The sequence below is a fragment of the Rhizobium sp. PP-CC-3G-465 genome, from assembly GCF_004343445.1.
GTDB classification, from domain to species: domain Bacteria; phylum Pseudomonadota; class Alphaproteobacteria; order Rhizobiales; family Rhizobiaceae; genus Ferranicluibacter; species Ferranicluibacter rubi.
The window spans coordinates 28,651-54,967 of sequence record NZ_SLYH01000001.1; the positions used below are offsets into that span (position 1 = coordinate 28,651).

Here is a 26,317-nt window from a genome sequence, read left to right on the forward strand (position 1 = left end):
ATGTCGCGTTTCTTCATCGACAGGCCGATCTTCGCCTGGGTCATCTCCATCTGCATCATGCTGGCGGGGCTTCTTGCCATCACCACGCTGTCGATCTCGCAATATCCGCAGATCGCGCCGACGACGGTTCGCATCAGCGCGAGCTATCCCGGTGCGGACGCGCAGACGGTCGAGAACTCGGTGACCAAGGTCATCGAACAGGGCATGACCGGCATCGACAATCTCGACTACATGACCTCGACCTCGCAGGCGACGGGTGCCGCGTCGATCTCGCTCACCTTCACCAACAATGCTGATCCCGACGTCGCGCAGATGCAGGTGCAGAACAAGCTGCAGCTGGTGGAATCCAACCTGCCGCAATCGGTGCAGTCCAGCGGCATCACGGTGGCGAAGTCCGCATCCAGCTTCCTGATGGTCGTCGCCTTCGTATCGACCGACAACAGGCTCTCCTCGCTCGACCTGTCCGACTATATCGACAGCACGCTGAACGACACGATCAAGCGCGTGGCCGGCGTCGGCGATACCCGCATCTTCGGCTCCGGCTATGCCATGCGCATCTGGCTCGATCCGGAGAAGCTGGTGAAATACAGCCTGATGGCAAGCGACGTGGCAAGCGCCATCGAGGCGCAGAACACGCAGGTGTCCGCCGGCCAGCTCGGCGGCCTGCCGCAGCGCAAGGGTCAGCAGCTGAACGCAACGGTGACGGCGAAGAGCCGGCTGCAGACGCCCGAGCAGTTCGAAAACATCATCATCAAGAGCCAGCCGGACGGATCGCTGGTGCGGCTGAACGATATCGCCCGCGTGGAGCTTGGCGCCGAGAGCTATGATACGTCGGGTCTCTACAACGGCAAGAACGCCGCCGGTCTCGGCATCAACCTCGCCTCAAACGCCAATGCGCTGGATACGGCCGAGGCGGTCGTCGCGGCGATCGACGGGCTCAAGGAAACGCTGCCGGCGAATGTCGAGGTCGTCTACCCCTACGACACGACGCCCTTCGTCAAGCTCTCCATCGAGGACGTGGTGAAGACGCTGATCGAGGCGATCGTGCTCGTCTTCGTGGTCATGCTGGTCTTCCTGCAAAACCTGCGCGCCACGATCATTCCGACGCTTGCCGTGCCCGTGGTGTTGCTCGGCACGTTCGGGGTTCTTTCGCTGTTCGGCTACTCCATTAACACGCTGACCATGTTCGCCATGGTGCTCGCCATCGGCCTTCTGGTCGACGACGCGATCGTGGTGGTGGAGAACGTCGAGCGCGTGATGGAGGAGGAAGGGCTCGATCCGCGCGAGGCGACGATCAAGTCAATGCAGGAGATCACCGGCGCGCTGGTCGGCATCGCCACCGTGCTCTCGGCCGTGTTCATTCCCATGGCGTTCTTCTCCGGTTCGGTCGGCATCATCTACCGGCAGTTCTCCATCACCATCGTCTCCGCCATGATCCTCTCGGTCATCGTGGCGCTGATCCTGACGCCGGCTCTTTGCGCGACGATCCTCAAGAAGCCGAAGCACGGGGCGAAGCAGAAGGGCCTTTCCGGCTATTTCAACCGCGGTTTCGACCGCACGACCCACGGATACCAGCGCAGCGTGTCGGGCATGATCCGGCGGCCTTTCGTCTTCCTCATCGGCTTCGCGCTCATCGTCGCGGCCGTCGGCTATCTCTTCAACCGCCTGCCGAGCTCGTTTCTCCCCGAAGAGGACCAGGGCATCCTGATCACCAGCGTGCAGATGCCGCCGGGGGCGACGCAGGATCGCACGGTGAAGATGCTGAAGCAGGTGACCGACTACTATCTGACGAACGAGAAGGACAATGTCGCCGGCGTCTTCGGCGCCGTCGGCTTCGGCTTCGGCGGTGCCGGGCAGAATGTGGGCCTCGCCTTCGTCAAGCTCAAGCCGTTCGAGGAGCGGACCACGGCGGAAGCCGGTGCCAGCGCCATCGCGGGACGGGCGATGAAGACGTTCTCGAAATACAAGGACGGCAATGCCTTCGCGCTCGCTCCGCCCGCCATTCAGGGCTTCGGCAATTCCAGCGGCTTCGATTTCTACCTGCAGGACGTGAACGGCGAGGGGCACGAGGCGCTGATCGCCACGCGCAACAAGCTGCTCGGCGAGGCTGGCAAGAATCCGCTTCTGACCGGAACGCGACCGAACGGGCAGGAAGACCAGACGCAATATTCCGTCAACATCGACCAGGAGAAGGCGAGCGCGCTCAACCTCAGCCTCGCCGACATCGACACCACCATCTCCACCGCCTGGGGTGGGCGCTACATCAACGACTTTATCGACCGCGGTCGCATCAAGCCCGTCTACGTGCAGGGCGATCAGCACTTTCGCATGCAGCCGGAGGATTTCGACCGCTGGTATGTGCGCAATTCCGACGATGCCATGGTGCCGTTCTCGGCCTTTGCCAGCGGCGACTGGTCGTTCGGCTCGCCGCGTCTGGAGCGCTACAACGGCGCGTCGGCCGTCGAGATCCAGGGCGCTGCGGCCAGCGGCGTCAGCTCCGGCGTGGCGATGGACGAGATCGACAAGATCATGGGCAGTGTCGGTGCCGGCTACAATCACGAGTGGACAGGCCTTTCGGCGCAGGAGCGTCTCTCCGGCAGTCAGGCGACGCAGCTTTATCTGATCTCCGCGCTCGTCGTGTTCCTGGCGCTGGCCGCGCTCTACGAAAGCTGGTCGATCCCGTTCTCGGTCATGCTGGCGGTGCCGATCGGCATCTTTGGCGCGCTTCTGGCCGCGACCGTCATGGGGGAGTCTAACGACGTCTACTTCAAGGTCGGTCTGCTGACGACGATCGGGCTTGCGGCGAAGAATGCGATCCTGATCGTGGAATTTGCGATCGAGCAGCAGAACAGCGGCAAGGATCTGGTCTCCGCCACCGTGGAGGCGGCACGCCAGCGCCTGCGGCCGATCCTCATGACCTCGCTCGCCTTCATCCTCGGGGTAACGCCGCTCGCGACCGCCAGTGGTGCCGGCTCCGGCGCGCAGAACTCGATCGGTATCGGCGTCATGGGCGGCATGATCGCGGCGACCTTCATCGGGATCTTCTTCATCCCGCTGCTGTTCGTCACCGTTCGCCGCATTTTCAAGGGCCGTCAGCCGAAGCCGCGCGAGGAAACGGGTGTTCCCGAAGCGGCGCAGTAGGAGCGAACGTCTTTCCGGTCAGTGACCCGCCTTGCCGGCCCGCCGCAGAGCGTCGAGCGCGATAACAAGGAGCAGGAGGCTTGCCGCTAGAAGCAGCACGCCGCCGACCGACTGATAGACCAGCACGCCGGCAACGCCACCGCTGCAGAAGGCGGCGATGGTGTAAAGATGGAGGCGAAGCTTCGCGCGGTTGCTGATCGCCTCGCCCGACACGTCGCGACCCCGCAGGATGTCGATGGCCACGGCGATCTCGATGCCGATATCGGTCGCCATGCCGGAGACATGGGTGGTGCGTACGCGGGCATCGGAGATGCGCGTCACCGTCGCGTTCTGCAGCCCCATGAGAAAAGCGAGGCCGAGGATCAGGATCTCGACGCGCCACGGTGCGGTGATGAAGAGGTCCGCGAGGCCGAGCGGGGCGAGCAGCAGTGCCTCCAGCAGGATGCACCAGGCATAGATGCCGCCGATGCCCCGCCTGCGGCCGGCATTGATGATCAGCGACGAGACCGTCGAGCCCAGAATGAAGACGAGCACGATCGACAGGTAGAACAGGCTGGCCCGTCCCTGAAGCGTCGCGACGTGATCGGACAGGGCCGAGACGTTGCCGGTCATGTTGGCGGCAAAGAAGCCTATGGCATAGAAGGCCGCCGCGTTGAGAGCGCCGGCGATGCCGGCCAGCCAGCAGGCGAGAAAGACGTCGATACGTTCGTTGCGGGCCGCGCCCTGATGAATCAGCATGCGGAAGCTTATGCCGCCACCGCCTTGTGCGAAAGCGGCAAGGCCGCAGAGCGGCTGCAACCTCCCGCGTGCGGTGCGGCATTTTCCCGTTGTGCGGCGCCGTTCAAGCTGACACACTCCCGACATGATGGCCTGGGCAAGGCTTTGGCAGGGGGACGGACATGATGCGTTTCGACATGAGCACAGCCCGACGGATCCGCGCGATCCTCAGTGGCGCAGCCCTTTCCACGGCGCTGCTCTTCTCATCCCACGGCGCATTTGCCGCCAAGACATCGCTGGTGCTCGGGATGACGATCGAGCCGCAGGGGCTGGACCCGACCGCGGCCGCACCCGTCGCCATCGGGCAGGTCACCTGGCAGAATGTGTTCGAGGGTCTGGTCGCGATCGACCGGGAGGGCAAGGTCGTGCCGCAGCTTGCCCGCAGCTGGGCGATCTCGCCGGACGGGCTGACCTATACGTTCAAGCTGCAGGAGGGCGTGACCTTTCATGATGGCGAGGCGTTCGACAGCGGGGTCGCGAAATTCTCGCTCGATCGCGCCCGCGGGCCGGATTCGACCAATGGGCAGAAGCGCTTCTTCGCCGCGATCGACACGATCGAGACGCCGGACAAGACGACGCTGGTTCTGAAGCTGAAGAAGCCGCAGGGAAGCCTTCTCTACTGGCTCGGCTGGCCGGCCTCGGTCATGGTCGGCACGAAGAGTGCGGCGGACGACAAGACCAAGCCCGTGGGAACCGGGCCCTTCACCTTCGTCAGCTGGACGAAGGGCGACCGGGTGGAACTGGCCGCCAACCCGAACTACTGGAACAGGCAAGTCAAGGTTCGGCTGGAGACCGTGACCTTCCGCTTCATTCCCGATGCGCAAGCACAGGCGGCGGCGATCACCACCGGCGGCGTCGATGCCTTTCCCGAGTTTGCCGCGCCCGAGCTGATCGAGAGCTTCAAGGACAAGCCCGACCTCGTGACTGTCATCGGCAATACCGAGCTGAAGGTCGTCGCCGGCATGAACAATGCGCGCAAGCCCTTCGACGACAAGCGCGTGCGGCAGGCGCTGATGATGGCGATCGACCGTCAGACCGTGATCGACGGCGCCTGGTCCGGCCTCGGCACGGCCATCGGCAGCCATTACACGCCGAACGATCGCGGCTATATCGACCTCACGGCCAAGCATCCCTATGACGTGGCGAAAGCCAAGGCGCTGCTGGCGGAGGCGGGCTATCCCGACGGCTTCGCCTTCACGATCAAGACGCCGCAGATGGCCTATGCGCCGCGCAGCGCCGAGGTGATGCAGGCGATGCTGGCCGAGATCGGCGTGACCATGACCATCGAGCCGACCGAATTTCCGGCCAAATGGGTGCAGGACGTCTTCAAGGGTGGGGACTACGACATCACCATCGTCGCCCATGCGGAGCCGATGGACATCGATATCTTCGCCCGCGACCCCTACTACTTCAACTACAAGAACCCGGCCTTCTCTGAGATCATCGACAAGGTCGAGGCGACGGCCGATCCGGCGGAGCAGGACGCGCTCTACCAGGACGCGCAGAAGATCCTCGCCGAGGACGTGCCGGCCCTGTTCCTGTTCGTCATGCCGAAGCTCGGCGTGTGGAACGCCAAGCTCAAGGGGCTCTGGGAGAACGAACCGATCCCGTCCAACGTGCTGAGCGAGGTCTATTGGGAGGAATGAGAGCGAGCGTGCCTTGCCTGATGGCGGCAGTGGAGGCGAGGGGGGGCCGTCGCCCCAGGTCCCTTCTCCCCGTCAGGACGGGGAGAAGGTCGCGGCAGCGGGATGAGGGGCGGGCTAAACGCATGCTCCCAGCTTTGTGGCAGCCCCTCACCCTAACCCTCTCCCCGCCTGCGGGGAGAGGGGACGTGGCAGGCTCGCCGTTTGCGCGTGTGGCAGAGCTTAACCCCAGGTGCCTTCTCCCCATCTCGATGGGGAGAAGGTGGCGGCAGCCGGATGAGGGGCTGGCCACAGGCGCAACGGCCCAGATCGAGCCAACAACATCATCACACCTTGTTCCGCGTCGGGCCACCTCATGACCGGCCTGCTTCTGCGGCGCTTCACCAGCCTCTTCCTGACGCTCTTGGCCGTCTCCGCGCTGATCTTTCTCGTCATGGACGTGCTGCCGGGCGATCCCGCGGCGATCATGCTGGGGACGTCGGCGACGCCGGAGACGTTGGAGGCGCTCCGGCGGGAGCTGGGGCTCGATCAGCCGCTGGTGCTGCGCTATCTGTCGTGGCTCGCCGGTGTCGCGACCGGCGATCTCGGTACGTCCTACACCTATGGCGTGCCCGTGGCCGGGCTGATCGCCGAGCGACTGGCGGTGACACTGCCGCTCGCCTTCTTCGCCATCCTCCTTTCGGTCGCCATCGCCATTCCGCTCGGCGTCGCCTCGGCCGCCCGGCGCAACGGCGCGGTGGATTATGCGGCGGGGCTGTTGTCGCAGATGTTCATCGCCGTGCCCGGCTTTTGGGTGGGGCTGCTGCTGGTGATGGTGTTTTCCGTGTCGCTTGGCTGGGTGCCCTCCGGCGGCTTTCCCGGCTGGCAGGCGGGGCTGATGCCGGCGCTGGGCGCGCTGGTGCTGCCGGCCATCGCGCTCGCTCTGCCGCAGGCGGGCGTGCTCACGCGGGTCACGCGCTCGGCGGTCATCGAGGTGATGAACGAGGATTTCGTGCGCACCGCGCGTGCCAAGGGCCTGCCACGCCGCACGGCGCTGTGGCGGCATGCGGTGCCGAATGCGCTGGTGCCGGTGGTCACCATTCTCGGGCTGCAGTTCACCTTCCTGATCGCTGGTGCGGTGCTGGTGGAAAACGTGTTCAACCTGCCGGGCCTTGGACGTCTTGCCTTGCAGGCCCTGTCCCAGCGCGACATCATCGTCATGCAGGATGTCGTCCTGTTCTTCGCCGCGCTGGTCATCGTCATGAATTTTCTGGTCGATCTCTCCTATCTCGCGCTCGACCCCCGCCTGCGGAAGCGCGCATGAGCGTGTTGGCGCCCTCCGATACACGCCAAGCTGCACCGTCCGCGGGCCGGCTGCGGCGCGCGGTGTCACGCGGCAATCTCCTGATCGGCAGCCTGCTGATCGGGCTCATCGGCGCGGTCGCCCTGCTATCGCTCGTCTGGACGCCGTTGCCGCCGGGCAAGCTGCAGATCGTACAGAAGCTCAAACCCCCGCTCATGCAAGGCTTGCTCGGCACCGACCATCTCGGCCGCGACGTCGCCTCCATGCTGATGGTCGGCGCGTGGAACTCCCTATCGATCGCGGTGCTGGCGGTGGCGATGGGTGCCTTCGCCGGGACGCTCGTCGGCGTTACCGTCGCGGCGCGGCGCGGCTGGTTCGAGGCGATCATGATGCGGGCGAACGACGTGATCTTCGCGCTGCCGCCCATCCTCTCGGCCATGATGCTCGGGGCGCTGCTCGGCACCGGCCGGCGGACCGCCATCATCGCCATCGCCGTGTTCATGGTGCCGGTCTTCGCCCGGGTGACGGCCAGTGCCGCGTTGCAGGTCTGGTCGCGGGACTATGTGCTGGCGGCGCGCGGCGCGGGCAAGGGCGGTATCCGGATCACGGTCGATCATGTCCTGCCCAATATCGCCAACCAGATCATCGTGCAGGTGACGATCCAGCTCGGCCTTGCCATCCTCACAGAGGCGGGCCTCAGCTTCCTCGGTCTCGGCATGGCGCCGCCGGCGCCGACCTGGGGGCGGATGCTGGCTGACGCGCAGACCTATCTCGGCCGCGCGCCCTGGCTCGCCATCCTGCCCGGCCTCGCCATTGCCCTCACCGTGCTCGGCTTCAACATGCTCGGCGATGGCCTGCGCGATCTGTTCGACCCGCGCGAGAAGGGCCGCTGATGACACCGCCGCTGCTTCGGATCGAAGATCTCGCCATCTCCATCGACTCGGCCCATGGCGGGCGGCAGCCGATCCTGACCGATATCGATGTCACCCTTCACGCCGGGGAGACGCTCGGCATTGTCGGTGAAAGCGGTTCCGGCAAGTCACTCTTGTCGCTCGCCATCATGGGTCTGCTGCCCCCGGTCGCGCATGCGACAGGCCGCATTCTGCTGGAGGGTCGCGATCTTCTCGCGATGGACGAGGACGCGCTCTGCACCGTCCGCGGCCGCAGCATCGGCATGATCTTTCAGGAGCCGCTGACGGCGCTCAATCCCGCGATGACGGTCGGCGACCAGATCGCCGAGGGGCTGGTGGTTCAGGAGGGTCTTTCCTGGCGGGCGGCGCGACGGGAGGCGGTCACGCTTCTCGACCGCGTGCGGATGCCGGATGCCCCGCGGCTGTCCCGAGCTTATCCCCACGCGCTTTCCGGCGGGCAGCGGCAGCGGGTCGGCATCGCCATCGCGCTCGCCATGAAGCCCGCCTTGATGATCGCGGACGAGCCGACGACCGCGCTCGACGTGACGGTGCAGGCCGAGGTGCTCGACATCCTCGACGATCTCACCCGCGATGCCGGCATGGCGCTGATCCTCGTCAGCCACGACTTCGGCGTCATCGCCCGCATGTGCGCCCGCACCCTCGTCCTCTATGCCGGCCGGCGCATGGAGGAGGGGGCGACGCGTGAGGTGCTGACGGCGCCGCTGAACCCTTACACGCGCGGCCTGCTGCGGGCCGTTCCCCGGCGACAGGCGCAGGGCGGGCGCCTTTCGACCATTCCCGGCACGGTGCCGTCCTTCGCAGCGCTTCCGCCCGGCTGCTGTTTTTCCGACCGCTGTCCCGACGTCATAGCCGCCTGCCATGCAGGCGAGCCGGCATGGACTCCAGCCGCACCCGGCCGCGGCGTCCGCTGCATCCGCGCGCACGGGGAGGCCGTGTCATGAGCCGGGCGCCGCTTCTCGATATCCGCCGCCTGTCGCGCAATTACGCCAGCGGCGGGCTCTTTGGTGGCAAGCACGTGAACCGGGCGCTGGACGATCTCAGCATGACGGTTGCGCCGGGAACGATCCATGGGATCGTCGGCGAGTCCGGCTGCGGGAAATCGACGCTTGCCCGGCTGGTCATGGCGCTCGACCGTCCGACATCGGGGAGCGTTCATTTCGACGGCGAGGACCTGTTCCGCCTCTCGGCGCGTGACCTGAAGCGCAAGCGGCGGGATTTCCAGATGGTGTTCCAGGACCCGTTCGGCTCGCTCGACCCGCGCCAGACGGTCGGACGCATCGTCGCCGAGCCGCTGCATGTGCTGGAGGGAAAACCGGGCAGGGCCGAGCGCCGCGACAGGGTGGCGGCGATGCTGGAGGCCGTGGGCCTCGCGCCCGACCATGCGGAGCGCTACCCGCATGCGTTTTCGGGTGGTCAGCGCCAGCGCATCGCCATTGCACGGGCGCTGATCACGGAGCCGAAGCTGGTCGTGGCCGACGAGGCGGTGTCCGCACTCGACCTTTCGGTGCAGGCGCAGGTGCTGAACCTGCTGATGGACCTGCGCGACCGGCGCGGGGTGACGTTCCTGTTCATCACCCACAATCTCGCCGTCGTCGATGCCGTGGCCGACCGGGTGGGCGTGATGTATCGCGGGCGGCTGGTGGAGAGCGGCCCGGCACAGGCCGTCTTCGCACGCCCGTTGCATCCCTATACGAGGCTGCTCGCCGATGCCGAGCCGGATGTGACCCGCTTCGGCCGACCGGACCGCCCGCCCGCCCGTGTGGCGGAGGCGATCGATGTCGGCGTCGGCTGCAGCTTCCGCAACCGCTGTCCGCTGGCCGTGGCGCGGTGTACGGCCGAGCGGCCGGAGTTGCGCGAGCTTGAGGGCGGGCCGGAGATGCGCGAACGGCAGACCGCCTGCCACCGCGCCGAGATGCTGCTGGAAACGAACACACCGGGATGATGGAGACGATATGACCGACCTTCTCGACACCACCATCCCGCAGCTGCGCGCCCGTTTCGCGGATCGCTCTTTGTCGCCTTCCGAGTATTGGCTGGCGGTCGAGGCGCGCATCGCGGCCTTCGAGCCGTCCGTGGCGGCGCTTTATGCCTATGATCCAGACGACGCGCGCGTGCAGGCGGCGGCCTCCACCGTGCGCTGGCTGAAGGCCGAGCCGCTCGGGCCTCTCGACGGTATCCCCGTGACGCTGAAGGAATTGATCGCAACGAAGGGCACGCCCGTGCCGCTCGGCACGGCCGCGACGGTCTTGACGCCGGCGGAGGCGGATTCTCCCGTCGCTGCGCGGATGCGGGAGGACGGTGCGGTCATCTTCGCCAAGACCACCTGTCCTGACTACGGCATGCTCTCCTCCGGTCTGTCGAGCTTTCACCCTTTGAGCCGCAACCCGTGGAATACGGCCATGAATCCCGGCGGATCGAGCGCCGGTGCGGCCGCAGCCGGTGCCGCCGGCTATGGGCCGCTGCATATCGGCACGGATATCGGCGGCTCCGTTCGCCTGCCGGCCGGCTGGACGGGGCTGTTCGGCTTCAAGCCGAGCAATGGCCGCATCCCGATCGATCCCTATTATGTCGGGCGTTGCGCGGGGCCGATGACGCGGACGGTCGAGGATGCGGCCTTCGCCATGGCCACGCTGTCGCGGCCGGACGAGCGGGATGCCACGAGCCTGCCGCCAAACGCGATCGACTGGATGGATCTCGACATCGACGTCAAGGGCATGCGCATCGGCCTGATGCTCGATGCCGGCTGCGGGCTGGAAGCCGAGCCGGAGGTGAAGGCAGCGGTTGTCGCAGGCGCCCGACAGTTCGAAGCGGCGGGGGCCGAGATCGTCGAGGTCGGGCCGTTGATGACGCGGGCGATGCTGGACGGGCTCGATCATTTCTGGCGGGCGAAGTTCTGGGGCGATATCCGGAATTTGGCCGCCGAGCGCCGGGCGATGATCCTGCCCTATATCCATGCCTGGGCGGAAAAGGGCGCCGACGTTACCGGCGTGCAGGCTGTTGCGGGCTTCGGGCAGACGATGGAGATGCGCAAGGCTGCGGCACAGCTGTTTTCGACCGTGGATGCTGTCCTCTCGCCCACCAACCCGGTCGTGTCCTACCCGGCCGATTGGGCTTCGCCCACCAACGATCCGGAACGGCCGTTCGAGCACATCGCCTTCACCGTGCCGTGGAACATGTCGGAGCAGCCGGCAGCCTCGATCAATGCCGGCTTTTCCACCTCCGGCATGCCGATCGGCCTGCAGATCGTCGGCCCGCGCTTTGCGGACCTCACGGTGCTGAAACTCTCGAAGCTGTTCGAGACCCTGACGGGCGGGATCCGCCGCTGGCCGCGCCCAAGCTGAGCGGCTTTACTCGGCGGCCACGATATCCGGGCGTTCGAGATTGACGGCGATGTGCGGCCAGAGCGGTTCGGTGTCGGCGATCAGCGCCGTCGTGCCGGCCGCGATCCAGGGAATGTCGGTGCCGGATCGCGTGCCGATGCGCACCTCCAGCCCCGCCTCGCGGGCAATGACGGCGCCGCCGGCGATGTCCCACATGGTCGTATACATCTGCAGATGGCCATCATAGGTACCGCGTGCGGCAAAGAGCAGGCCGATCGAGGTGGAGCGGATCGACTGCACGACCCAGCCGGCATGGCGCAGGCCGACCGTGAGGGCGGCAACCTCGTCGGCCTCGTTCGGCGAGGCATCGCCCAGCGACATGACCCTGACATCCTCGAACGGCACGGTGCGGGTGAAGGGCTTGCCGTTGCGCAGCAGGCCGGTGCCGTCGGCTGCGGCATAGATCTCGCGGAACACCGGCATGGCGACGACGCCGAGATCGGGCCGGCCGTGGGTGACGTGGCCGAGCGAGATGCCCCAGAGCGGCGAGCCGCGCAGGAAGTTGGCCGTCCCGTCGATCGGGTCGATGATCCAGTAGGCATCGCCGCCCGAGCCGCCCATCTCCTCGCCGACCACGGCCTCGCCCGGAAAGGCTTCCGCCAGACGCGCGCGCACCAGTCGCTCGACACTCGTATCGGCCTCGGTCACGAAATCCTGAAAGCCTTTTCTTCCCGTGGCGATGGTGGCGCGGGCCTCGAAGAAGCCGAGCGCCATCTCCATCGCCTCCTCGATCACGGCAACGGCCTTCTCCAGACGGGTCTGCGTCGTCGTCATGTCGATCGTCCTTAATGTTTCGGGCCGTATGCACTGCGCCCCAAGCTGTTCCCGTCGTCTCTATCGCGGGGGCCGTGCCGTGTGCAAGAGCCTCGCAAGCCGCTGTTTCCGTTTGGTAACTTTGCGCTTTCGCAAGACGTGAGGCAAAAGCCTGCCACCGAAAGGGTCGCATTGACGTCGGTAACGCGAGCTTTGCGAAAAACCGGCGGATGGATTGACACGAAGGTCAAAAGCGTGGATTTTCCGCCCACTTCCGAGGGGGGCACCGAACGGTGCTGAGATGGGCGTTGAGCCTGGACCCTTGAACCTGATCCGGGTCATACCGGCGTAGGAACGGAAACAGGTGTCCGCCCACGGCCCTTTCTCTCTTCTCCGCTCGCCTGGATCTCCGTCGTCAATGTTGGAGATCGCTCATGCCGTTCCTCGTCCGCCCGCTATTCCCGCCGCGCGTTCGCTGCGTCTAGCCATGCGCGCCTTTCATGCGGCGCTCGGGCTCGGCGTGCTGGTCCTGCTGTGGCAGGCCGGGACGGTCGTGTTTTCGCCGCCGGCCTATCTGCTGCCGTCACCGCTGGCGGTCGCCAAAGTGTTCCGGGACCAGTGGGATTTCCTGCTGGGGCAAAGCCTCGTCACGCTGTCGGAAATCCTGATCGGGCTCGTGGCCGGGGCGGTGCTCGGTGCGGGGACGGCGTTCGTGCTGGCGGCGAGCCCGCGCATCGGGCCGTTCGTGTGGCCGACGATTCTCATCCTGCAGGCGCTGCCGGTCTTCGTGCTGGCGCCGATCCTCGTCGTCTGGCTCGGATTCGGCATGGCGTCGAAGGTTGCCATGACCGTGCTGATCATCTTCTTTCCCGTCGCCTCCGCCTTTGCAGATGGGCTGAACCGGACGGAGCGGGACATCGTGGACGCGGTATCCTTGACGCAGGCCTCGCACTGGCAGGCGCTGGTGTCGGTGCGTGCGCCTCTGGCGCTTCCGAGCCTCGTTTCCGGCCTGCGCGTCGCCGCACCTCTGGCGCCGCTCGGGGCTGTCGTCGGCGAGTGGGTCGGTGCGTCTGCCGGTCTCGGCTTCGTCATGGTGCAGGCCAATGCCCGCATGCAGACGGCCACCGTCTTTGCCGCCATGGTCGTGCTCGCCGTCATGACGTTGCTCCTGCGCCTGCTGGTCGATCTCCTCACCGCCCGCCTCGCGCCCTGGGCGCGGGACGGCGGGCGCCTTCATCCCGAACGTCGAACTTTTCAAACCATCTCATCCTGGAGATCTTCATGATCCGTCTTTTCATCGCGACGATGCTTGGCCTGTCCAGCCTTTTCGCCACCACATCCGCGCAGGCCGCCGACAAGCTGACCGTGCTGCTCGAATGGTTCGTCAACCCCGACCATGCACCCATGGTGATCGCGCAGGAAAAGGGCCTTTTCGCCAAAGCAGGGCTCGATGTCACACTCGTGCCGCCGGCCGACCCTTCCGTCGTGCCGCGGCTCGTGGCCGCCAAGCAGGCGGATATCGGCATCCACTACCAGCCCAATCTCTATCGCGACCATGAAGCCGGCCTGCCGCTCGTGCGCTTCGGCACGCTGGTGGAGACGCCGCTGAACACGGTGACGGTGCTTGCCGATGGGCCGATCAAGAGCTTGAAGGATTTGAAGGGCCGGAAGGTCGGTTATTCCGTTTCCGGTTTCGAGGATGTGCTGCTGCAGCGGATGCTGGCGTCCGAAGGACTTTCGAAAGGCGATGTCGAGCTCATCAACGTCAATTTCTCGCTGTCGCCCTCGCTGATTTCGGGTGCGGTGGATGCAACGATCGGCGGCTATCGCAATTTCGAACTGACGCAGATGAAGCTCGAGGGACATCCCGGCCGCGCCTTCTTTCTGGAGGAGCATGGTATCCCGGTCTATGACGAGCTTGTCTTCGTCACCCATCGCGACCTTGTGAACGATGCCCGCCTGCCGCGCTTCCTGTCGGCCGTCGAGGAGGCCTCGATCTTCCTCACCAATCACCCGCAAGAGGCCTGGGCGCTGTTTGCCAAGGCCTATCCGAACCTCGACGACGAACTGAACCGCACCGCCTTCTTCGACACGCTGCCGCGCTTTGCCAAGCGTCCCTTCGCGCTCGATACCGGCCGCTACGCGCGGTTCGGCGCCTTTATGCAGGAGGAGGGGCTGATCGCGAAGGCGCCTGACGTTGCCGATATCGCGGTGGAGCTGAAATGAGTGAGATCACGCCACAGGCCGTGGCAGGCATGCTGGCGCGGGTACGGCAGGCGCGGCCGCGCGTGCATTGCCTCATGAACAGCGTGGTGCAGAAGTTCACCGCCGACGGCATCACGGTCATCGGCGGCATTCCCTCGATGACCGCATCGCTCGAAGAGGTGGAGAGCTTCGTCGGCCGCGCGGATGCGCTGACCGTCAATCTCGGCACGCTCGATGCGGAGCGCCGCGAGGCGATCCGGCTTGGCGTCGCGGTCGCGCGGGGACAGGGCAAGCCGTGGATCGTCGATCCCGTCCATTGCGATTATTCGCCGTCACGGCTCGCCTTTGCGCGGGAACTGATCGCGCTGCAGCCGACCGTCGTGCGCGGCAATCGTGCCGAGATGGTTCTGATCGGTGAGACGCCCGGAATCTTGCGGATCGTCACCGGCCCGGTCGATCTGCTGCAACTCGGAGATGCCTCCGTCGAGATCGGCAACGGGCATCCCTTCATGGCGCAGGTGACCGGCACCGGCTGCCTCTCGGGCGGCGTCATCGCCGCGTTTATGGCCGTCGAGCCGGATTCGCTTGCCGCAGCCGCCGCTGCCCTGACCGTCACCGGGATCGCGGCGGAACGGGCGGCGCCCCATGCGCGCGGGCCCGGCACGTTCGCTGCCGCCTTTCTCGATGCGCTGGCAACGGTCGGCGACACCGACATTCTTCATCACGCAAGGATCCGACATGACCATCCCGAACACGAGTAAGGTCGATGACCGCCTGAACGCGATCGTCGATGCATCGCTGGCGGATATCGCGCCGTTGCCCGAGCTGGCTCTGCTTGCCGCCCGCAATGGCGCAACGCTGATCCAGTACCGCGACAAGACTGCCTCCACGCGCCTCATGGTCGAACGCGCCACCGCCATCCGCGAGGCCCTTGCCGGCACCGGCGTTGCCTTCGTCGTCAACGATCGGGTGGACGTGGCGCTGGCAGCCGGCGCTGCCGGCGTGCATCTCGGGGCCGACGACATGGATGCGGAGACGGCGCGGCGGTTGCTGGGCGACGCCGCGATTATTGGCCTTACGGTGAAAACGGCTGAAGATGCGGAGCGTGCGGGTCGTGCGCCGGTGGACTATGCCTGCATCGGCGGCGTGTTCGAGACGCTCTCCAAGGTCAATCCGGACGCCCCGGTCGGCCTTCACGGGTTGCGCGCGCTGCGCGAGACGATACGCGTCCTTCGGCCGGATCTGCCCGTCAGCGCCATTGCCGGCATCGACCTGTCGCGTGTGCCGGAGGTGATCGCGGCCGGTGCCGACGGCGTGGCGGTGATCTCGGCGATCTTCCGGGCGAGCGATATCGCCGGGGCGACAGGCGCGTTCCGCACGGCGGTGGATGCCGCGCTGGAGGGCAGGGCATGACCGCGATTGCGCTCACCATTGCCGGCTCCGACAGCGGCGGCGGTGCCGGCATCCAGGCCGACATCAAGACCTTTTCCGCGCTCGAAACCTTCGCCACGAGCGTCATCACCGCCGTGACGGCGCAGAATACGACGGGCGTGACGGCGGTCGAGGATATCTCGTGCGGCCTGATCGCCGCGCAGATGGCGGCGGTGTTTTCCGACATGGATGTCCGGGCGCTGAAGATCGGCATGGTATCGCGGGTCGAGACCATCGAGACGATCGCGGCCGGCCTGGTGGGTTTTGCGGGGCCCGTCGTCCTCGACCCTGTCATGGTCGCGACATCGGGCGACCGGCTGCTGCGGGAAGAGGCGATCGATGCGCTCCGGACCGTGCTGGTGCCGCGGGCCGCGATCGTGACGCCGAACCTGCCGGAGGCATCCCTCCTGACGGGACTGCCGATCGCGCATGACCGCGCCGCCGTGACCAAGCAGGCGGAGGCCATTCTGAAGGCCGGGGCGGCGACCGTGCTCATCAAAGGCGGGCATGGTGACGGGCCCGAGAGCATCGACCTGCTGTTCGATGGCGAGAGCGTGCGGGCCTTCGCCGCACCGCGCATCGCCACGCGCAACGATCATGGCACGGGCTGCACGCTCGCTGCCGCCATCACCGCCCATCTCGCGCGCGGCTACGCGCTGGTCGAGGCCGTCAGCCTGTCGAAGACCTATCTCCATCAGGCGCTGGAAGCGGGGCGTGGTGTTGCGATCGGCAAGGGGCGGGGCCCCGTGCACCATTTCTACAGGTGGTGGACGACGTGACGGACGTGCCGGGCCAAGGGGATATCGAGACCTGCGTCCGCCACCTCGGCGCGCCGGCGCGCATCGCAGGTGCCATCCTGCGCGTGCTCGACCGTGTTCTCGGGACCTTGGCCGGCCTCGTTCTCGCGATCATGCTCGTGGTGGTGCTGGTCGGTGTCGTGCTGCGTTATGGGTTCGGAACCGGACTGATGGGCGCGGAGGATCTGGGGATCTGGCTGCATATCGCCCTCATCGCGCTCGGTGCACCGCTGGCGCTGAACGGGCCGCTGGCCATGCGGCTCGATATTCTGGTGTCGCGGCTGCCGCTTCTGGCGCAGCGGCTTGCCGGTATCAGCGCGGATGGTGTCTCGGTGCTCGCCGGCCTCGTGCTCGTCTTCGGCGGCGGGGCTGTCATGGAGATGGTTGGGGGCACGTCGCCGACGCTGGGCGTGCCGGAAGCCTTGCGCTTCGGCTTGCCCATGCTTGGCGGTGCGGTTTTGCTCGTGATGCTGGTTCTCACCCGCATTGCTAAGGGGGACATGTTGCGGGCAGTCGCGGGGCCGGTGCTGGGCGTGGCGGCGCATATTCTTGCGGGCCATGTTGTCATCGAGACGTCCTGGCCGCCGAGCTTCTGGCTGGCGCTCGTCGCCGGGCTCGGGCTTCTGTTGTCGGCGCCGCTGGCGCATGCGTTCCTGGCGGCGGCAGCGGTGGCGATCGCCTTCGGCAGCAGCCTGCCGGAGCCGGCGATCCTGTCCACGACCGTTGCCGGCCTGTCCAAATTCCTGCTGCTTGCCGTGCCGTTCTTCCTGCTCACCGGTGCGCTTCTGACGGCATCGGGTGCTGCCGACCGGCTGGTGCAGTTCGCGGCAAGCCTCGTCGGGCATCGCCGTGCCGGTCTTGCGCAGACGGTGCTTCTCACCGGCGTGCTGTTTTCAGGCGCTTCCGGTTCGTCGGTCGCGAACGCGGCCTTCGGCGCGGCGACGTTTCAGCCGGAACTGGTGCGCCATGGCTATCCACCGGCGCAGGCCGGCGCCATTGTCGCCGCGACCTCCGTGCTCGACAATGTTATCCCGCCCTCCATCGCCTTCCTGCTTCTCGCCGCTGCGACCAACCTGTCGATCGGCGCGCTGCTGACCGGCGGCTTCTTTGCCGGTGGGCTGATGGCGTTGTGCCTGGCAGTGGCGATTGCGTTCACGGCCGGCGATCACGGGCGCATGCCGCGCGTCGGTCGCCGCGTCCAGATGCGTGCGGCGCTGTCGGCCGTGCCTGCCTTCGGGCTCGGGCTCATCGTCGTCTTCGGCATCCGCATCGGCATCGTCACGACGACGGAAGCTGCGGCGCTGGCGGCGGCCTATACGCTCATTCTCGCGCTGGTGGCGCAGCGCGGTGTCGCCGGCATCGCCGGCGTATTCCGACAGGCCGCGGTGGAGGCGTCCGCCATCGGGCTCCTCATCGGCACGGCCGCGCCCTTCGCTTTTCTACTCGCGGTCGATGATATCGCGGGGGTGATGCAGTCCGTGGTGACGCTGCTTGGGGGCAGCGCGCTTGCTGTGCTTCTGCTGTCGAACCTCGTTCTTCTGGCGCTGGGGCTGATCCTCGATATCGGCGCAGCGATCCTCCTGATCGGGCCGGTGCTGCTACCGGCGGCCGTCGCTGCCGGAATCGATCCGGTGCATTTCGGTGTGATCCTCGTGGTCAACCTCATGATCCACGGGCTGACGCCGCCGCTCGGCCTGCTCGTCTATGTCGTCTCCGGCGTTACTGGCGTGCCGGCATCCGCTCTGTTCCGGGCCGTGCTTCCCTATCTCACCGCGCTTCTCGTCTCGCTTTTCATCCTGTCCGCGCTCGCGCTCGTCTTCCGTCCCTGAGGATATCAACGCCCATGTCCACCACCCGCCGTACCTTCCTCACGTCAACCTTGGCCGCCGGCCTGTTCGCCCCGGCGCTCATCCGCCCTGCGCTCGCAAAAACCACGAGCATCACGGTCGCCTCGCTGCTCGGGGAGGACAAGCCGGAAACGAAGATCTGGCGGCATATCGCCGAGCGGGTGGAAAGCCGGATGCCCGGCCGCTTCCGGTTCAACATCGTCGCGAATGGTGCGCTGGGTGGGGAGAAGGAGGTGGCCGAGGCGAGCCGGCTCGGAGCCGTGCAGGCGAGCCTGTCCACGGTCTCCTCGCTGTCCGGCTGGGTGCCGGAGCTGCAGATCCTCGACCTGCCGTTTCTCTATCGCGATGCCGCGCATGTGGCGCGCGTCGTGAATGGCGAGATCGGTGCCGACCTTCGGGCCAAACTGAAGGCCCAGAATTTCGTCGCTACAGGCTTCATCGATTACGGCGCACGGCATCTTCTGGCCAAGGAACCGATCCTGCGTCCGCAGGAGATGGTCGGGCGGAAGATCCGCGTGATCCAGAGCCCGCTGCACACCAAGCTCTGGTCCGGTTTCGGCGCGGTGCCGGTCGGCATTCCGATCACCGAAACCTACAACGCGTTATCCACCGGCGTCGCCGACGCAATGGACCTGACGAAGTCCGCCTATGCCGGTTTCAAGCTCTATGAGGTGGTGCCGGTGATGATGCTGACCGGCCATATCCGCGCCTCGGGCGTCGTCTATTTCGCCGGCAGTTTCTGGAACGGGCTCTCACCCGAGGAGCAGCAGGTGCTGTCGGATGCCTCGAAGGAGGGGGCGGCCACGTTCAATGCGCTGATCGTCGCCGATGAGGAGAAGAGCGTCGCGACCGCGCTCTCCCATGGCGGGCAGGTGCTGGAGGTGCCGGATATCGCAGAATGGCGGCAGGGCGCGCGCGGCGTCTGGGAGGCGTTCGCGCCTGTCGTCGGCGGGCAGGCGCGCATCGATGCGGTGGAGACGATCTGAAGCCGGTGGGGGCGAAGCGAGTGCTTCGCCCCCACCGGATACATTATGCGACCGGCTGGGTCGGGCCGGGGGCCGGCTCGGTAAACCATTTCGGGCCTGTCTCGGTCATGTAGATGTGGTCCTCGAGGCGAATGCCGAAGCGGTCGGGGAAGACGACCATCGGCTCGTTGGAGAACACCATGCCGGCGCTGAGGGCCAAGGTGTTGCCGCGCACGATATAGGGATGCTCGTGGATTTCGAGCCCGAGGCCGTGGCCGGCGCGGTGGGGCAGGCCAGGCAGCGTGTAGTCGGGGCCGAGGCCGTGGCGCATGAGCACCGCGCGGGCGGCATCGTCGAGGCTGTGGCAGGGCGCGCCGATGCGGGCGGCATCGAACACGGCCTGTTGTGCTTCCCGCTCAACGGCCCAGGCGCGCGCGAATTCCGGCGTCGCCTCGCCCAGCATATAGGTGCGGGTGAGGTCCGAGTGATAGCCGTCGATCCGCGTGCCCGTGTCCACGAGGATCGCATCGCCTTCCGAAAGCACCTGATCGCCATCCGCACCGTGCGGCAGGGAGGTCGCGGTGCCGAAGGAGACGATGCAGAAGGTGGACCCGGACCCGGCCAGAGTGCGATGCTCGCGGTCGATGAAGCGCACGATGTCGGATGCCCGCACGCCCGGCGCCATCTGCGCATGCGCACGCTTGTGTACCTCCAGCGTGATGTTCATCGCATGCTGGATGATGGCGATTTCGGCCGCGGACTTGACGATCCTGATGTCGCGAATGACGGGGCCGCCATCTACGAGGCGTTCCTGGCCGAATGCCGTTGCCAGCGGATGATAGATGGCGAGCGGCAGGGCATCATCGAGCGCGAGCGTACCGTCCGCACCGATGATGCGGCGGACGAGGTCGGCGGGGCTCTCCTCCTCCTGCCAGACAGCGATCTCCCCCGGCAGATGCGGCAGCGTCTCGACGCGGCTCTGCTCGAAACCGGGAACGATGTAGTGCAGCGCCGTCGGCGTGACCAAGGCGCCGAGCAGCCGCTCGCTCGCATGCCAGTGAAGGCCGGTGAAATATTGCAGGCTCTTCGAAGAACCGAGAAGGAGACCGGCAAGGCCCTGGGCGTCGAGGCTCGCGCGCAGTCGCTCGAGTCGCTCCCGCCGCTCGGCATCGGAAATGAACGCGGGAAGTCCGAGATCGGTGTGGGACATCATATGCTTTCTGTCTGTAGGGCGCGGTGAGAGGCGGGTCCAGCGTTGCCAGGCCGCTCAGAGGTTCTGGATGGCGGTCGCCTTGCCCATGTCGCGGGCGACGTATTCCTGGATCTGCCGCACGATCTGGGCTGCGTGAGCGATGGCCAGCCGGTCGCACTCTTCCACGTCGCCCGCCTCGATCGCGACGATGAATGCCTCGTGCTCATCGACATATTGCCGGGGAAGACGGTCATCGAAGGTCGAGTAATAGAGCCGCAGGATGCGTCGTCCCTCGTCCAGCAGGCGGCTGAAGAAGGTAACGTAATAGGGATTGCCGCCGAGCACGGCGATGGCGACATGGAATTCGCGGTTCGCCTCGATCATGCCATAGGCATCATGGGCTTCGACCGCTTCGGCAAACGCCCGCTGATGCCGGCGGATCTCGGCCATCTGCGCGGCATCGCGGCGGGAGGCGGCGGCGCGGGTGGTGACGCGGTACATGAGAGTGAGTGCGTCGAAATAGGTGGGAAGCTCGGCGAAATCGATGGTGGCGACGATGGTGTTGCGGTTCGGCAGCGTCGTCACGAGGCCGTCGGCGGACAGGCGCAGCAGCGCCTCGCGGATCGGCGTTCGGGACATGCCGAAGCGTTCGGACAGCCGGACCTCATCGAGCGGGCTGCCGGGCGACAGCGCCATGGAGAGGATTTCCGCACGCAAGGCCGCATAGACGCTCTGCGTTCCCGAGCCGCGGGCGCGAACCGTTTCGGGGGAGATCGCTTCCGTCATGAGACCCCTCTTAGAGTTTGTCAGGGATAAGTGGAATCCGGTTATCCCGAAGAGACAAACGACGATAAAGAAATCGAGAGCCTGGCTGGTTCAGAATGAACCTGACAGACTCTAACATTCCGATGCGCCCTGCGTCACCAAGGCCTGCGCCGATTCTACCACGGGGTAATACAGGATGTCGACATAATGGGCGCGTTTGGCACAACGAAAAACGGCGCGGCTGATGTGCCGCGCCGTTGATGCCTGAGCGGTTACGGGGAACCGATCAGAGATTGACCTTGGCGTTTTCGCCCATGTCGGGCTTGGTGTTCGAGACGGCGGCTGCGGCCATCTTGATGTAGCTGATGACTGTGCCCGGGCTATCCCAGTATTCGGCGAAGGACGGGGTGACGCGCAGGATGCGGATCTTCGAATCATCCGGGCTGTCCCACCAGGCCTTGGCCGGGGTGCCCCAGAGTTCCCTAATCTTCTCGCGGTCGTTCTCGACGGTAGCGGTGCCGGACAGCGAGACGTATTTCTGGCCCTTGGTATCGGCGAAGGCGAGGCAGACGTTCGGGTGGGCTTCGACTTCCTCGTCCTTGTGGCTGTCAGCATCCGTCAGGAAGTAGACGGAATTTTCCATGCGCTCCACATAGGCCGCCATTGGTCGCGCGCGAATGTCGTTGCCGGTTTCGGTCGCCAGCATGCAGAAGCCGATCTTGTCGATGAGGTCCCAGACCTTCGTCGTGTCATCGGTATGCGCCATGTGTCTCTCCTTGGGTTCGTTTCGCGAGGAGAACAGCGGAGACCGGCTTTCTGTTCCCTGACGGGTGGTGGTCTGCGGTATCAGGCCAGTTCCAGCAAACCCCGGGCGGCGGCCTCGTCGGTGATCAGCGTGTGACAGCCGGTGCGGGCCATGGTGGCGCGGATGGCCGCGACGCGCTTTCGACCGCCCGACGCGATGACGACGTGGCGGGCCTTGGCGACAGCCGAAAGACCAACGGACATGACGCGCCGGTTCAGCGGGTGATCGACGCTGTTTCCTGCCGCATCCAAAAAATGACAGAGCGTGTCGCAGACCGTGCCGGCGGCGAGCAGCGCCTTCAGGTCCTCCGGCAGCAGGAAGCCCGGGGAGAGCGAGGAGCCATTCGCGCTGAAGTCGCCGCAACTGACGACGGCGATGTCGAGCATTTCGGCGGTGGCGAACAGCCGGTCCAGTCCGCAGCGCTCGATCAGGCGCGCTTTGGTCTCCTCCGAGTCCACGATCAGCGGCGCCAGCATCAACATGCAATCCGCGCCGAGCGCGCTGGCCAGCCGCCAGGAATAATCGACAGGATTGAGCGTCGAGGTTTCCACCAGTCCGCCCAGCAGGGAGACGATCTTGGCCTTTTCCATGCGCGGCGGACGAAAGGTCTGGAGCGAGGCGCTGAGCGTACGGCCCCAGCCGACGCCCACGACATTGCCGTCGCGGATGACCTCCGACAGAAAGGTGCCGAGCGCCGCCCCGACATCGCGCGCGGTTTCATCCACATCGCCTTCACCCGGCACGACGATCGCCTCGTCGAGCCCCAGCTTTTCCTCCAGTCGGAGCGCAAGGCCGGTGCAGTCCTCCGGCGTCTCGTTGATCCAGATCTGTACCTCGGCGCGCTTTACCGCCTCGTCCAGCATGCGGATGACGGTCGCGCGGCTGATGCCGAGGTTTTCGGCGATGTCCTTCTGCGTCAGCCCCCTGTTGTAATAGAGCCAGGCCGCCCGCAGGCGCAGCGAGCGCGTGTCGAGCAGGATGTTGGGGTTGGTGCGGTCCAGTCTGGCCAAGGCGTCGATCCCTCCGCGTCAGCGGTTTGCCGCGTCAGCGGTCTGCTGCGCAAGCGGTCTCACGTGTCGTCACGATCCGTTTGATAGCCCCGAAATCCGAGGGTGGTGGCACAACTTTTGAATAAACGATTTGACAAAAGTCATCAAGCTACTCATATCCAGACGTGCCGGAAGCGGAACCCGAAGCTCGTATTCCCGTTCGGTCTCACGATCCGTCGCGCCGCGGCGGAGGTCCTATCGAGGGCAGCAACGACGCGCCGCAGAGGCCGCCTGCCGACCCTCCTGACGAAAAGATGACGAAAGGCGAAGATGATGTCCAAGCTGGAACAATTACGCGGCATCACGACCGTCGTGGCCGACACCGGTGATATCGAGGCCGTTGCCCGCCTCAAGCCGGTGGATTGCACGACCAATCCGACCATCGTGCTGAAGGCACTGGGTACACCGCTGTTCGACGAGATCAATGCGGAAGCCGTGACCTGGGCGAAGAGCCAGTCGACCTCGGGCGATGCGCTGGTGAGCGCCGTTGCCGACCGTCTGGCCGTGTCCGTCGGCGCCGAGCTTTCCAAGCTCGTTCCCGGCCGCGTGTCGACCGAAGTCGATGCCGACCTGTCCTTCGACACCGAAGGCTCGATCGCCAAGGGCCGCGCCATCATTGCCGCCTACAAGGAGCGTGGCATCGAACGCGACCGCATCCTGATCAAGCTCGCCTCCACCTGGGAAGGCATCCGCGCCGCGGAAGTGCTGCAGAAGGAAGGCATCGACTGCAACCTGACCCTGCTGTTCAGCATGGCCCAGGCGGTCGCCTGCGCCGACGCGAAGGCCTTCCTCATCTCGCCCTTCGTCGGCCGTATCCTCGACTGGTACGTCAAGTCCACGGGCGAAAAATACACGTCCGAAACCGATCCGGGCGTCGTCTCCGTTCGTGAGATCTACAACTACTACAAGGCCAACGACATCAAGACCGTCGTCATGGGCGCCTCGTTCCGCAATATCGGCGAGATCGAAGCCCTTGCCGGCTGCGACCGCCTGACGATCAGCCCGGCGCTGCTTGAAGAGCTGTCCAAGGATGAGGGCAAGCTGGAGCGCAAGCTTTCGCCGGAAAACATCACGCCGGTGGACAAGATCCACATGGACGAAAAGACGTTCCGCTGGATGCTGAACGAGGATGCGATGGCGACCGAAAAGCTGTCCGAAGGCATCCGCGCCTTCGCAAAGGACCTGCAGGCGCTTCGCGACCAGGTTTCCAAGCGTCTGGCTGTCTGAGCAGGCGGTAACGCTGATGGACGTTGAAGGAGGCCGGTGCATTTCGATGCATCGGCCTTCTCGCTGTCATGCTCTCGTGCCAATCTGCACGGGCTCCCGCAGGCCACATCACGTCCATGCGGAAAAGCGAACGTTCCCTGTTTACAAAAGTATTACAATATGATTTTTCTGTCCGCGCCGTTCGCGGAACGGCATTCTTCGGGAGGGGAATCAGGATATGGGTGCATGCGGGATCGGCGGCTTCAAGGCCGCTGGGATTGTCATGCACGATGGGCGTTGTCGATCCCAAGGTTTTGATCCGGCATCGTACCTGACATCTCTGCTGCGATCCCAGCGCGTGTCGGCACGACGCGTTGCGGTCGTAGCAGTCCGTGACATCTCGGCAGGCTGACATTCGCATTTTTCTGGAGCTTTCATGTTCACTCTCGGTATCGACTACGGCACCAACTCGGTTCGCGCCCTCATCGTGCGCGCGTCCGATGGCAAGGAATACGGCACGGGCGTCGTGGATTATCCGAGCGGGACGCAGGGCGTGCTGCTCGATCCCCGCGACCACAATGTCGCCCGCCAGAGCCCGGCCGATTATCTCTACGGCCTGCAGGAAAGCGTCGCGCGCGCCCTGAAACAGGCTGTTACCCAGCCGGATTTCGAGGTCTCCAAAGTTGCCGGCATCGGCGTGGACAGCACGGGTTCGAGCCCGCTTCCGGTGGATGCGACGAACCAGGCGCTCGGCATGCTGCCGGAGTTCCAGTCCAATCCGAATGCCCAGTGCTGGCTGTGGAAGGACCATACGAGCTGGCGCGAGGCGGCCCGCATCACGGAACTGGCCGGCGAACATCGCCCGCAATACATCGCCATGGTCGGCTCGACCTATTCGTCGGAATGGTGGTGGTCGAAGATCTGGCGCTGCCTGACGGTCGCCCCCGACGTGTTCGCAGCGGCGCATTCCTGGGTCGAACTGGCCGATTGGGTTCCCTCTGTATTGGCTGGCGTCAAGAACCCCAGCGACATCGTGCGCGGCGTCTGCGCGGCCGGTCACAAGGCGCTTTACAACAAGGCGTGGAACGGGCTGCCGGACAAGGAATTCCTGGCGATGCTCGATCCTGAGATTGCCGATCTGCGCGACCGGCTCTACGACAACGCCTATGACGCCGCGACGCCGGCTGGTGCGCTCTCCACGGAATGGGCCGAGAAACTGGGTCTGCCCGCGGGCATTCCCATCGCTGTCGGCGCTTTCGACGTTCATTACGGTGCGATCGGCTGCGGTGTCGAGGAGGGCACGCTGGTCAAGGTCATCGGCACGTCCACCTGCGACTGCGCCGTCGTGCCGGTGAAGACGCAGCCGGGCGACATCCCCGGCATCTGCGGCATCGTGGAAGGCTCGATCCTGCCCGGCTTCTTCGGCGTCGAGGCCGGACAGTCGGCCGTGGGCGATATCTTCAAGTGGTGGGTCGAGGGCGTCTGCGGCGGCTCCGGCGCGCTGCATGGCGAACTGACAGCGGAAGCCGAGCAGCTGAAGCCCGGCCAGACCGGCCTGCTGGCGCTCGACTGGAACAATGGCAACCGCACGATCCTCGTCGATCAGCGCCTGTCGGGCCTGATCCTCGGGCAGACGCTCTACACGACCCGTGCCGAGATCTATCGCGCCCTGGTCGAGGCAACGGCCTTCGGCGCGCGTGCCATCATCGAACGCATCCGGGAATACGGCGTCGCGGTCGACCGCGTCGTCTGCACGGGCGGCATTGCCGAGAAGAACCCGATGCTGATGCAGATCTATGCCGACGTCACCGGCTGCACTATGCTGGTCGCCGGCTCCAGCCAGACCTGCGCGCTTGGCGGCGCCATCGCCGCATCGGTTCTGGCCGGCGCGCACACCGATTTCGAAGCCGCACAGGCGGCCATGACCTCGCTGCGCGACGAGCGCTACACACCGATCGCCGAGAACCAGGCCGTCTACGACGACCTCTACAGGCTCTACCGCGATCTGCATGACAGTTTTGGCGGTCTCAACAAGCAGGCGGATCTCTCCGGCCTGATGAAGAGCCTGATCGACATCAAGTACGCCGCCAACAGCTGACAATTCCGCACCCTCAAAGGTGTGACAGGATAGACAACAAGGACTGATA

Annotated in this window: 22 protein-coding genes and 1 riboswitch; of the genes, 16 read left to right on the plus strand and 6 right to left on the minus strand. The window is 65.7% G+C overall.

Annotated elements, in window-relative coordinates; all coding sequences use genetic code 11:
• Complete coding sequence (locus C8J33_RS00145; RefSeq protein ID WP_132662605.1) at nucleotides 1-3,141, plus strand: efflux RND transporter permease subunit; 3,141 nt, start codon at nucleotides 1-3, stop codon at nucleotides 3,139-3,141.
• 18 nt (nucleotides 3,142-3,159) lie between these two features.
• Here the strand turns inward: C8J33_RS00145 and C8J33_RS00150 are convergent, their stop codons facing one another.
• On the minus strand, nucleotides 3,160-3,879 hold the full coding sequence (locus tag C8J33_RS00150; protein ID WP_110801872.1) for a YoaK family protein: 720 nt from the start codon (nucleotides 3,877-3,879) through the stop codon (nucleotides 3,160-3,162).
• A gap of 161 nt (nucleotides 3,880-4,040) precedes the next feature.
• Between C8J33_RS00150 and C8J33_RS00155 the strand changes: the two genes are divergently transcribed.
• From C8J33_RS00155 to C8J33_RS00180, 6 genes are all read left to right on the plus strand, one after another.
• Entirely contained in the window at nucleotides 4,041-5,564 is a 1,524-nt protein-coding gene (locus C8J33_RS00155) for an ABC transporter substrate-binding protein (protein WP_132662606.1), read from the plus strand.
• 352 nt (nucleotides 5,565-5,916) lie between these two features.
• Nucleotides 5,917-6,864: an ABC transporter permease gene (locus C8J33_RS00160; protein WP_132662607.1), complete on the plus strand. Its 948-nt coding sequence runs from the start codon at nucleotides 5,917-5,919 to the stop codon at nucleotides 6,862-6,864.
• Nucleotides 6,861-7,736: an ABC transporter permease gene (locus C8J33_RS00165; protein ID WP_132662608.1), complete on the plus strand. Its 876-nt coding sequence runs from the start codon at nucleotides 6,861-6,863 to the stop codon at nucleotides 7,734-7,736. Before C8J33_RS00160 ends, C8J33_RS00165 begins: the two co-directional genes overlap by 4 nt.
• A complete protein-coding gene (locus C8J33_RS00170) occupies nucleotides 7,736-8,716 on the plus strand; it encodes an ABC transporter ATP-binding protein (RefSeq protein WP_165929692.1) in 981 nt (326 codons plus the stop codon). Before C8J33_RS00165 ends, C8J33_RS00170 begins: the two co-directional genes overlap by 1 nt.
• Entirely contained in the window at nucleotides 8,713-9,717 is a 1,005-nt protein-coding gene (locus C8J33_RS00175; protein ID WP_132662610.1) for an ABC transporter ATP-binding protein, read from the plus strand. Before C8J33_RS00170 ends, C8J33_RS00175 begins: the two co-directional genes overlap by 4 nt.
• A 10-nt stretch (nucleotides 9,718-9,727) precedes the next feature.
• Nucleotides 9,728-11,116, plus strand: coding sequence for an amidase (locus tag C8J33_RS00180; protein ID WP_132662611.1), 1,389 nt, complete (start codon nucleotides 9,728-9,730; stop codon nucleotides 11,114-11,116).
• Between the two features lie 6 nt (nucleotides 11,117-11,122).
• Here the strand turns inward: C8J33_RS00180 and C8J33_RS00185 are convergent, their stop codons facing one another.
• The gene (locus C8J33_RS00185; RefSeq protein WP_132662612.1) at nucleotides 11,123-11,929 is read right to left on the minus strand and encodes an inositol monophosphatase family protein; all 807 of its coding nucleotides are present in this window, start codon (nucleotides 11,927-11,929) and stop codon (nucleotides 11,123-11,125) included.
• Between the two features lie 246 nt (nucleotides 11,930-12,175).
• Nucleotides 12,176-12,280, plus strand: a riboswitch (TPP riboswitch).
• Nucleotides 12,281-12,395: 115 nt separating this feature from the next.
• Here C8J33_RS00185 and C8J33_RS00190 point away from each other — a divergent pair.
• The 7 genes from C8J33_RS00190 to C8J33_RS00220 are packed head-to-tail and all read left to right on the plus strand — an operon-like array spanning nucleotide 12,396 to nucleotide 19,174.
• Nucleotides 12,396-13,193: an ABC transporter permease gene (locus C8J33_RS00190; protein ID WP_132664393.1), complete on the plus strand. Its 798-nt coding sequence runs from the start codon at nucleotides 12,396-12,398 to the stop codon at nucleotides 13,191-13,193.
• Nucleotides 13,190-14,134 (plus strand): ABC transporter substrate-binding protein, encoded by a 945-nt coding sequence (locus C8J33_RS00195; protein WP_132662613.1) that lies wholly within the window; start codon nucleotides 13,190-13,192, stop codon nucleotides 14,132-14,134. Before C8J33_RS00190 ends, C8J33_RS00195 begins: the two co-directional genes overlap by 4 nt.
• A complete protein-coding gene (locus C8J33_RS00200) occupies nucleotides 14,131-14,874 on the plus strand; it encodes a hydroxyethylthiazole kinase (RefSeq protein ID WP_132662614.1) in 744 nt (247 codons plus the stop codon). Before C8J33_RS00195 ends, C8J33_RS00200 begins: the two co-directional genes overlap by 4 nt.
• Complete coding sequence (gene thiE, locus C8J33_RS00205) at nucleotides 14,852-15,526, plus strand: thiamine phosphate synthase (RefSeq protein ID WP_132662615.1); 675 nt, start codon at nucleotides 14,852-14,854, stop codon at nucleotides 15,524-15,526. Before C8J33_RS00200 ends, thiE begins: the two co-directional genes overlap by 23 nt.
• On the plus strand, nucleotides 15,523-16,323 hold the full coding sequence (gene thiD, locus C8J33_RS00210; RefSeq protein WP_132662616.1) for a bifunctional hydroxymethylpyrimidine kinase/phosphomethylpyrimidine kinase: 801 nt from the start codon (nucleotides 15,523-15,525) through the stop codon (nucleotides 16,321-16,323). Before thiE ends, thiD begins: the two co-directional genes overlap by 4 nt.
• Before the next feature lie 5 nt (nucleotides 16,324-16,328).
• The gene (locus C8J33_RS00215; RefSeq protein WP_422038004.1) at nucleotides 16,329-18,170 is read left to right on the plus strand and encodes a TRAP transporter large permease subunit; all 1,842 of its coding nucleotides are present in this window, start codon (nucleotides 16,329-16,331) and stop codon (nucleotides 18,168-18,170) included.
• Nucleotides 18,171-18,184: 14 nt separating this feature from the next.
• Nucleotides 18,185-19,174, plus strand: coding sequence for a TRAP transporter substrate-binding protein (locus tag C8J33_RS00220; protein WP_132662617.1), 990 nt, complete (start codon nucleotides 18,185-18,187; stop codon nucleotides 19,172-19,174).
• Between the two features lie 43 nt (nucleotides 19,175-19,217).
• Here the strand turns inward: C8J33_RS00220 and C8J33_RS00225 are convergent, their stop codons facing one another.
• The 4 genes from C8J33_RS00225 to C8J33_RS00240 form a co-directional block, all read right to left on the minus strand.
• Nucleotides 19,218-20,363 carry a M24 family metallopeptidase gene (locus tag C8J33_RS00225; protein WP_132664395.1) on the minus strand — a complete coding sequence of 382 codons (1,146 nt, stop codon included), beginning with the start codon at nucleotides 20,361-20,363 and terminating at the stop codon, nucleotides 19,218-19,220.
• 57 nt (nucleotides 20,364-20,420) lie between these two features.
• The gene (locus tag C8J33_RS00230) at nucleotides 20,421-21,131 is read right to left on the minus strand and encodes a GntR family transcriptional regulator (RefSeq protein WP_110730452.1); all 711 of its coding nucleotides are present in this window, start codon (nucleotides 21,129-21,131) and stop codon (nucleotides 20,421-20,423) included.
• A gap of 265 nt (nucleotides 21,132-21,396) precedes the next feature.
• On the minus strand, nucleotides 21,397-21,876 hold the full coding sequence (locus C8J33_RS00235; protein WP_132662618.1) for a pyridoxamine 5'-phosphate oxidase family protein: 480 nt from the start codon (nucleotides 21,874-21,876) through the stop codon (nucleotides 21,397-21,399).
• Nucleotides 21,877-21,956: 80 nt separating this feature from the next.
• Nucleotides 21,957-22,925, minus strand: coding sequence for a sugar-binding transcriptional regulator (locus tag C8J33_RS00240; RefSeq protein WP_132662619.1), 969 nt, complete (start codon nucleotides 22,923-22,925; stop codon nucleotides 21,957-21,959).
• A 309-nt stretch (nucleotides 22,926-23,234) separates the two neighbouring features.
• Between C8J33_RS00240 and tal the strand changes: the two genes are divergently transcribed.
• Both tal and C8J33_RS00250 read left to right on the plus strand, forming a co-directional pair.
• Nucleotides 23,235-24,191 carry a transaldolase gene (gene tal / locus C8J33_RS00245; RefSeq protein ID WP_110801856.1) on the plus strand — a complete coding sequence of 319 codons (957 nt, stop codon included), beginning with the start codon at nucleotides 23,235-23,237 and terminating at the stop codon, nucleotides 24,189-24,191.
• A gap of 415 nt (nucleotides 24,192-24,606) precedes the next feature.
• A complete protein-coding gene (locus C8J33_RS00250; protein ID WP_132662620.1) occupies nucleotides 24,607-26,268 on the plus strand; it encodes a ribulokinase in 1,662 nt (553 codons plus the stop codon).
• Nucleotides 26,269-26,317 lie beyond the last annotated feature (49 nt).

Excerpts from the sequence above, each read along its gene's own strand:
- C8J33_RS00145 (WP_132662605.1), top strand. The coding sequence starts at position 1 with ATGTCGCGTTTCTTCATCGACAGGCCGATCTTCGCCTGGGTCATCTCC.
- C8J33_RS00150 (WP_110801872.1), bottom strand. The coding sequence starts at position 3,879 with ATGCTGATTCATCAGGGCGCGGCCCGCAACGAACGTATCGACGTCTTT.
- C8J33_RS00155 (WP_132662606.1), top strand. The coding sequence starts at position 4,041 with ATGATGCGTTTCGACATGAGCACAGCCCGACGGATCCGCGCGATCCTC.
- C8J33_RS00160 (WP_132662607.1), top strand. The coding sequence starts at position 5,917 with ATGACCGGCCTGCTTCTGCGGCGCTTCACCAGCCTCTTCCTGACGCTC.
- C8J33_RS00165 (WP_132662608.1), top strand. The coding sequence starts at position 6,861 with ATGAGCGTGTTGGCGCCCTCCGATACACGCCAAGCTGCACCGTCCGCG.
- C8J33_RS00170 (WP_165929692.1), top strand. The coding sequence starts at position 7,736 with ATGACACCGCCGCTGCTTCGGATCGAAGATCTCGCCATCTCCATCGAC.
- C8J33_RS00175 (WP_132662610.1), top strand. The coding sequence starts at position 8,713 with ATGAGCCGGGCGCCGCTTCTCGATATCCGCCGCCTGTCGCGCAATTAC.
- C8J33_RS00180 (WP_132662611.1), top strand. The coding sequence starts at position 9,728 with ATGACCGACCTTCTCGACACCACCATCCCGCAGCTGCGCGCCCGTTTC.
- C8J33_RS00185 (WP_132662612.1), bottom strand. The coding sequence starts at position 11,929 with ATGACGACGACGCAGACCCGTCTGGAGAAGGCCGTTGCCGTGATCGAG.
- C8J33_RS00190 (WP_132664393.1), top strand. The coding sequence starts at position 12,396 with ATGCGCGCCTTTCATGCGGCGCTCGGGCTCGGCGTGCTGGTCCTGCTG.
- C8J33_RS00195 (WP_132662613.1), top strand. The coding sequence starts at position 13,190 with ATGATCCGTCTTTTCATCGCGACGATGCTTGGCCTGTCCAGCCTTTTC.
- C8J33_RS00200 (WP_132662614.1), top strand. The coding sequence starts at position 14,131 with ATGAGTGAGATCACGCCACAGGCCGTGGCAGGCATGCTGGCGCGGGTA.
- thiE (WP_132662615.1), top strand. The coding sequence starts at position 14,852 with ATGACCATCCCGAACACGAGTAAGGTCGATGACCGCCTGAACGCGATC.
- thiD (WP_132662616.1), top strand. The coding sequence starts at position 15,523 with ATGACCGCGATTGCGCTCACCATTGCCGGCTCCGACAGCGGCGGCGGT.
- C8J33_RS00220 (WP_132662617.1), top strand. The coding sequence starts at position 18,185 with ATGTCCACCACCCGCCGTACCTTCCTCACGTCAACCTTGGCCGCCGGC.
- C8J33_RS00225 (WP_132664395.1), bottom strand. The coding sequence starts at position 20,363 with ATGTCCCACACCGATCTCGGACTTCCCGCGTTCATTTCCGATGCCGAG.
- C8J33_RS00230 (WP_110730452.1), bottom strand. The coding sequence starts at position 21,131 with ATGACGGAAGCGATCTCCCCCGAAACGGTTCGCGCCCGCGGCTCGGGA.
- C8J33_RS00235 (WP_132662618.1), bottom strand. The coding sequence starts at position 21,876 with ATGGCGCATACCGATGACACGACGAAGGTCTGGGACCTCATCGACAAG.
- tal (WP_110801856.1), top strand. The coding sequence starts at position 23,235 with ATGATGTCCAAGCTGGAACAATTACGCGGCATCACGACCGTCGTGGCC.
- C8J33_RS00250 (WP_132662620.1), top strand. The coding sequence starts at position 24,607 with ATGTTCACTCTCGGTATCGACTACGGCACCAACTCGGTTCGCGCCCTC.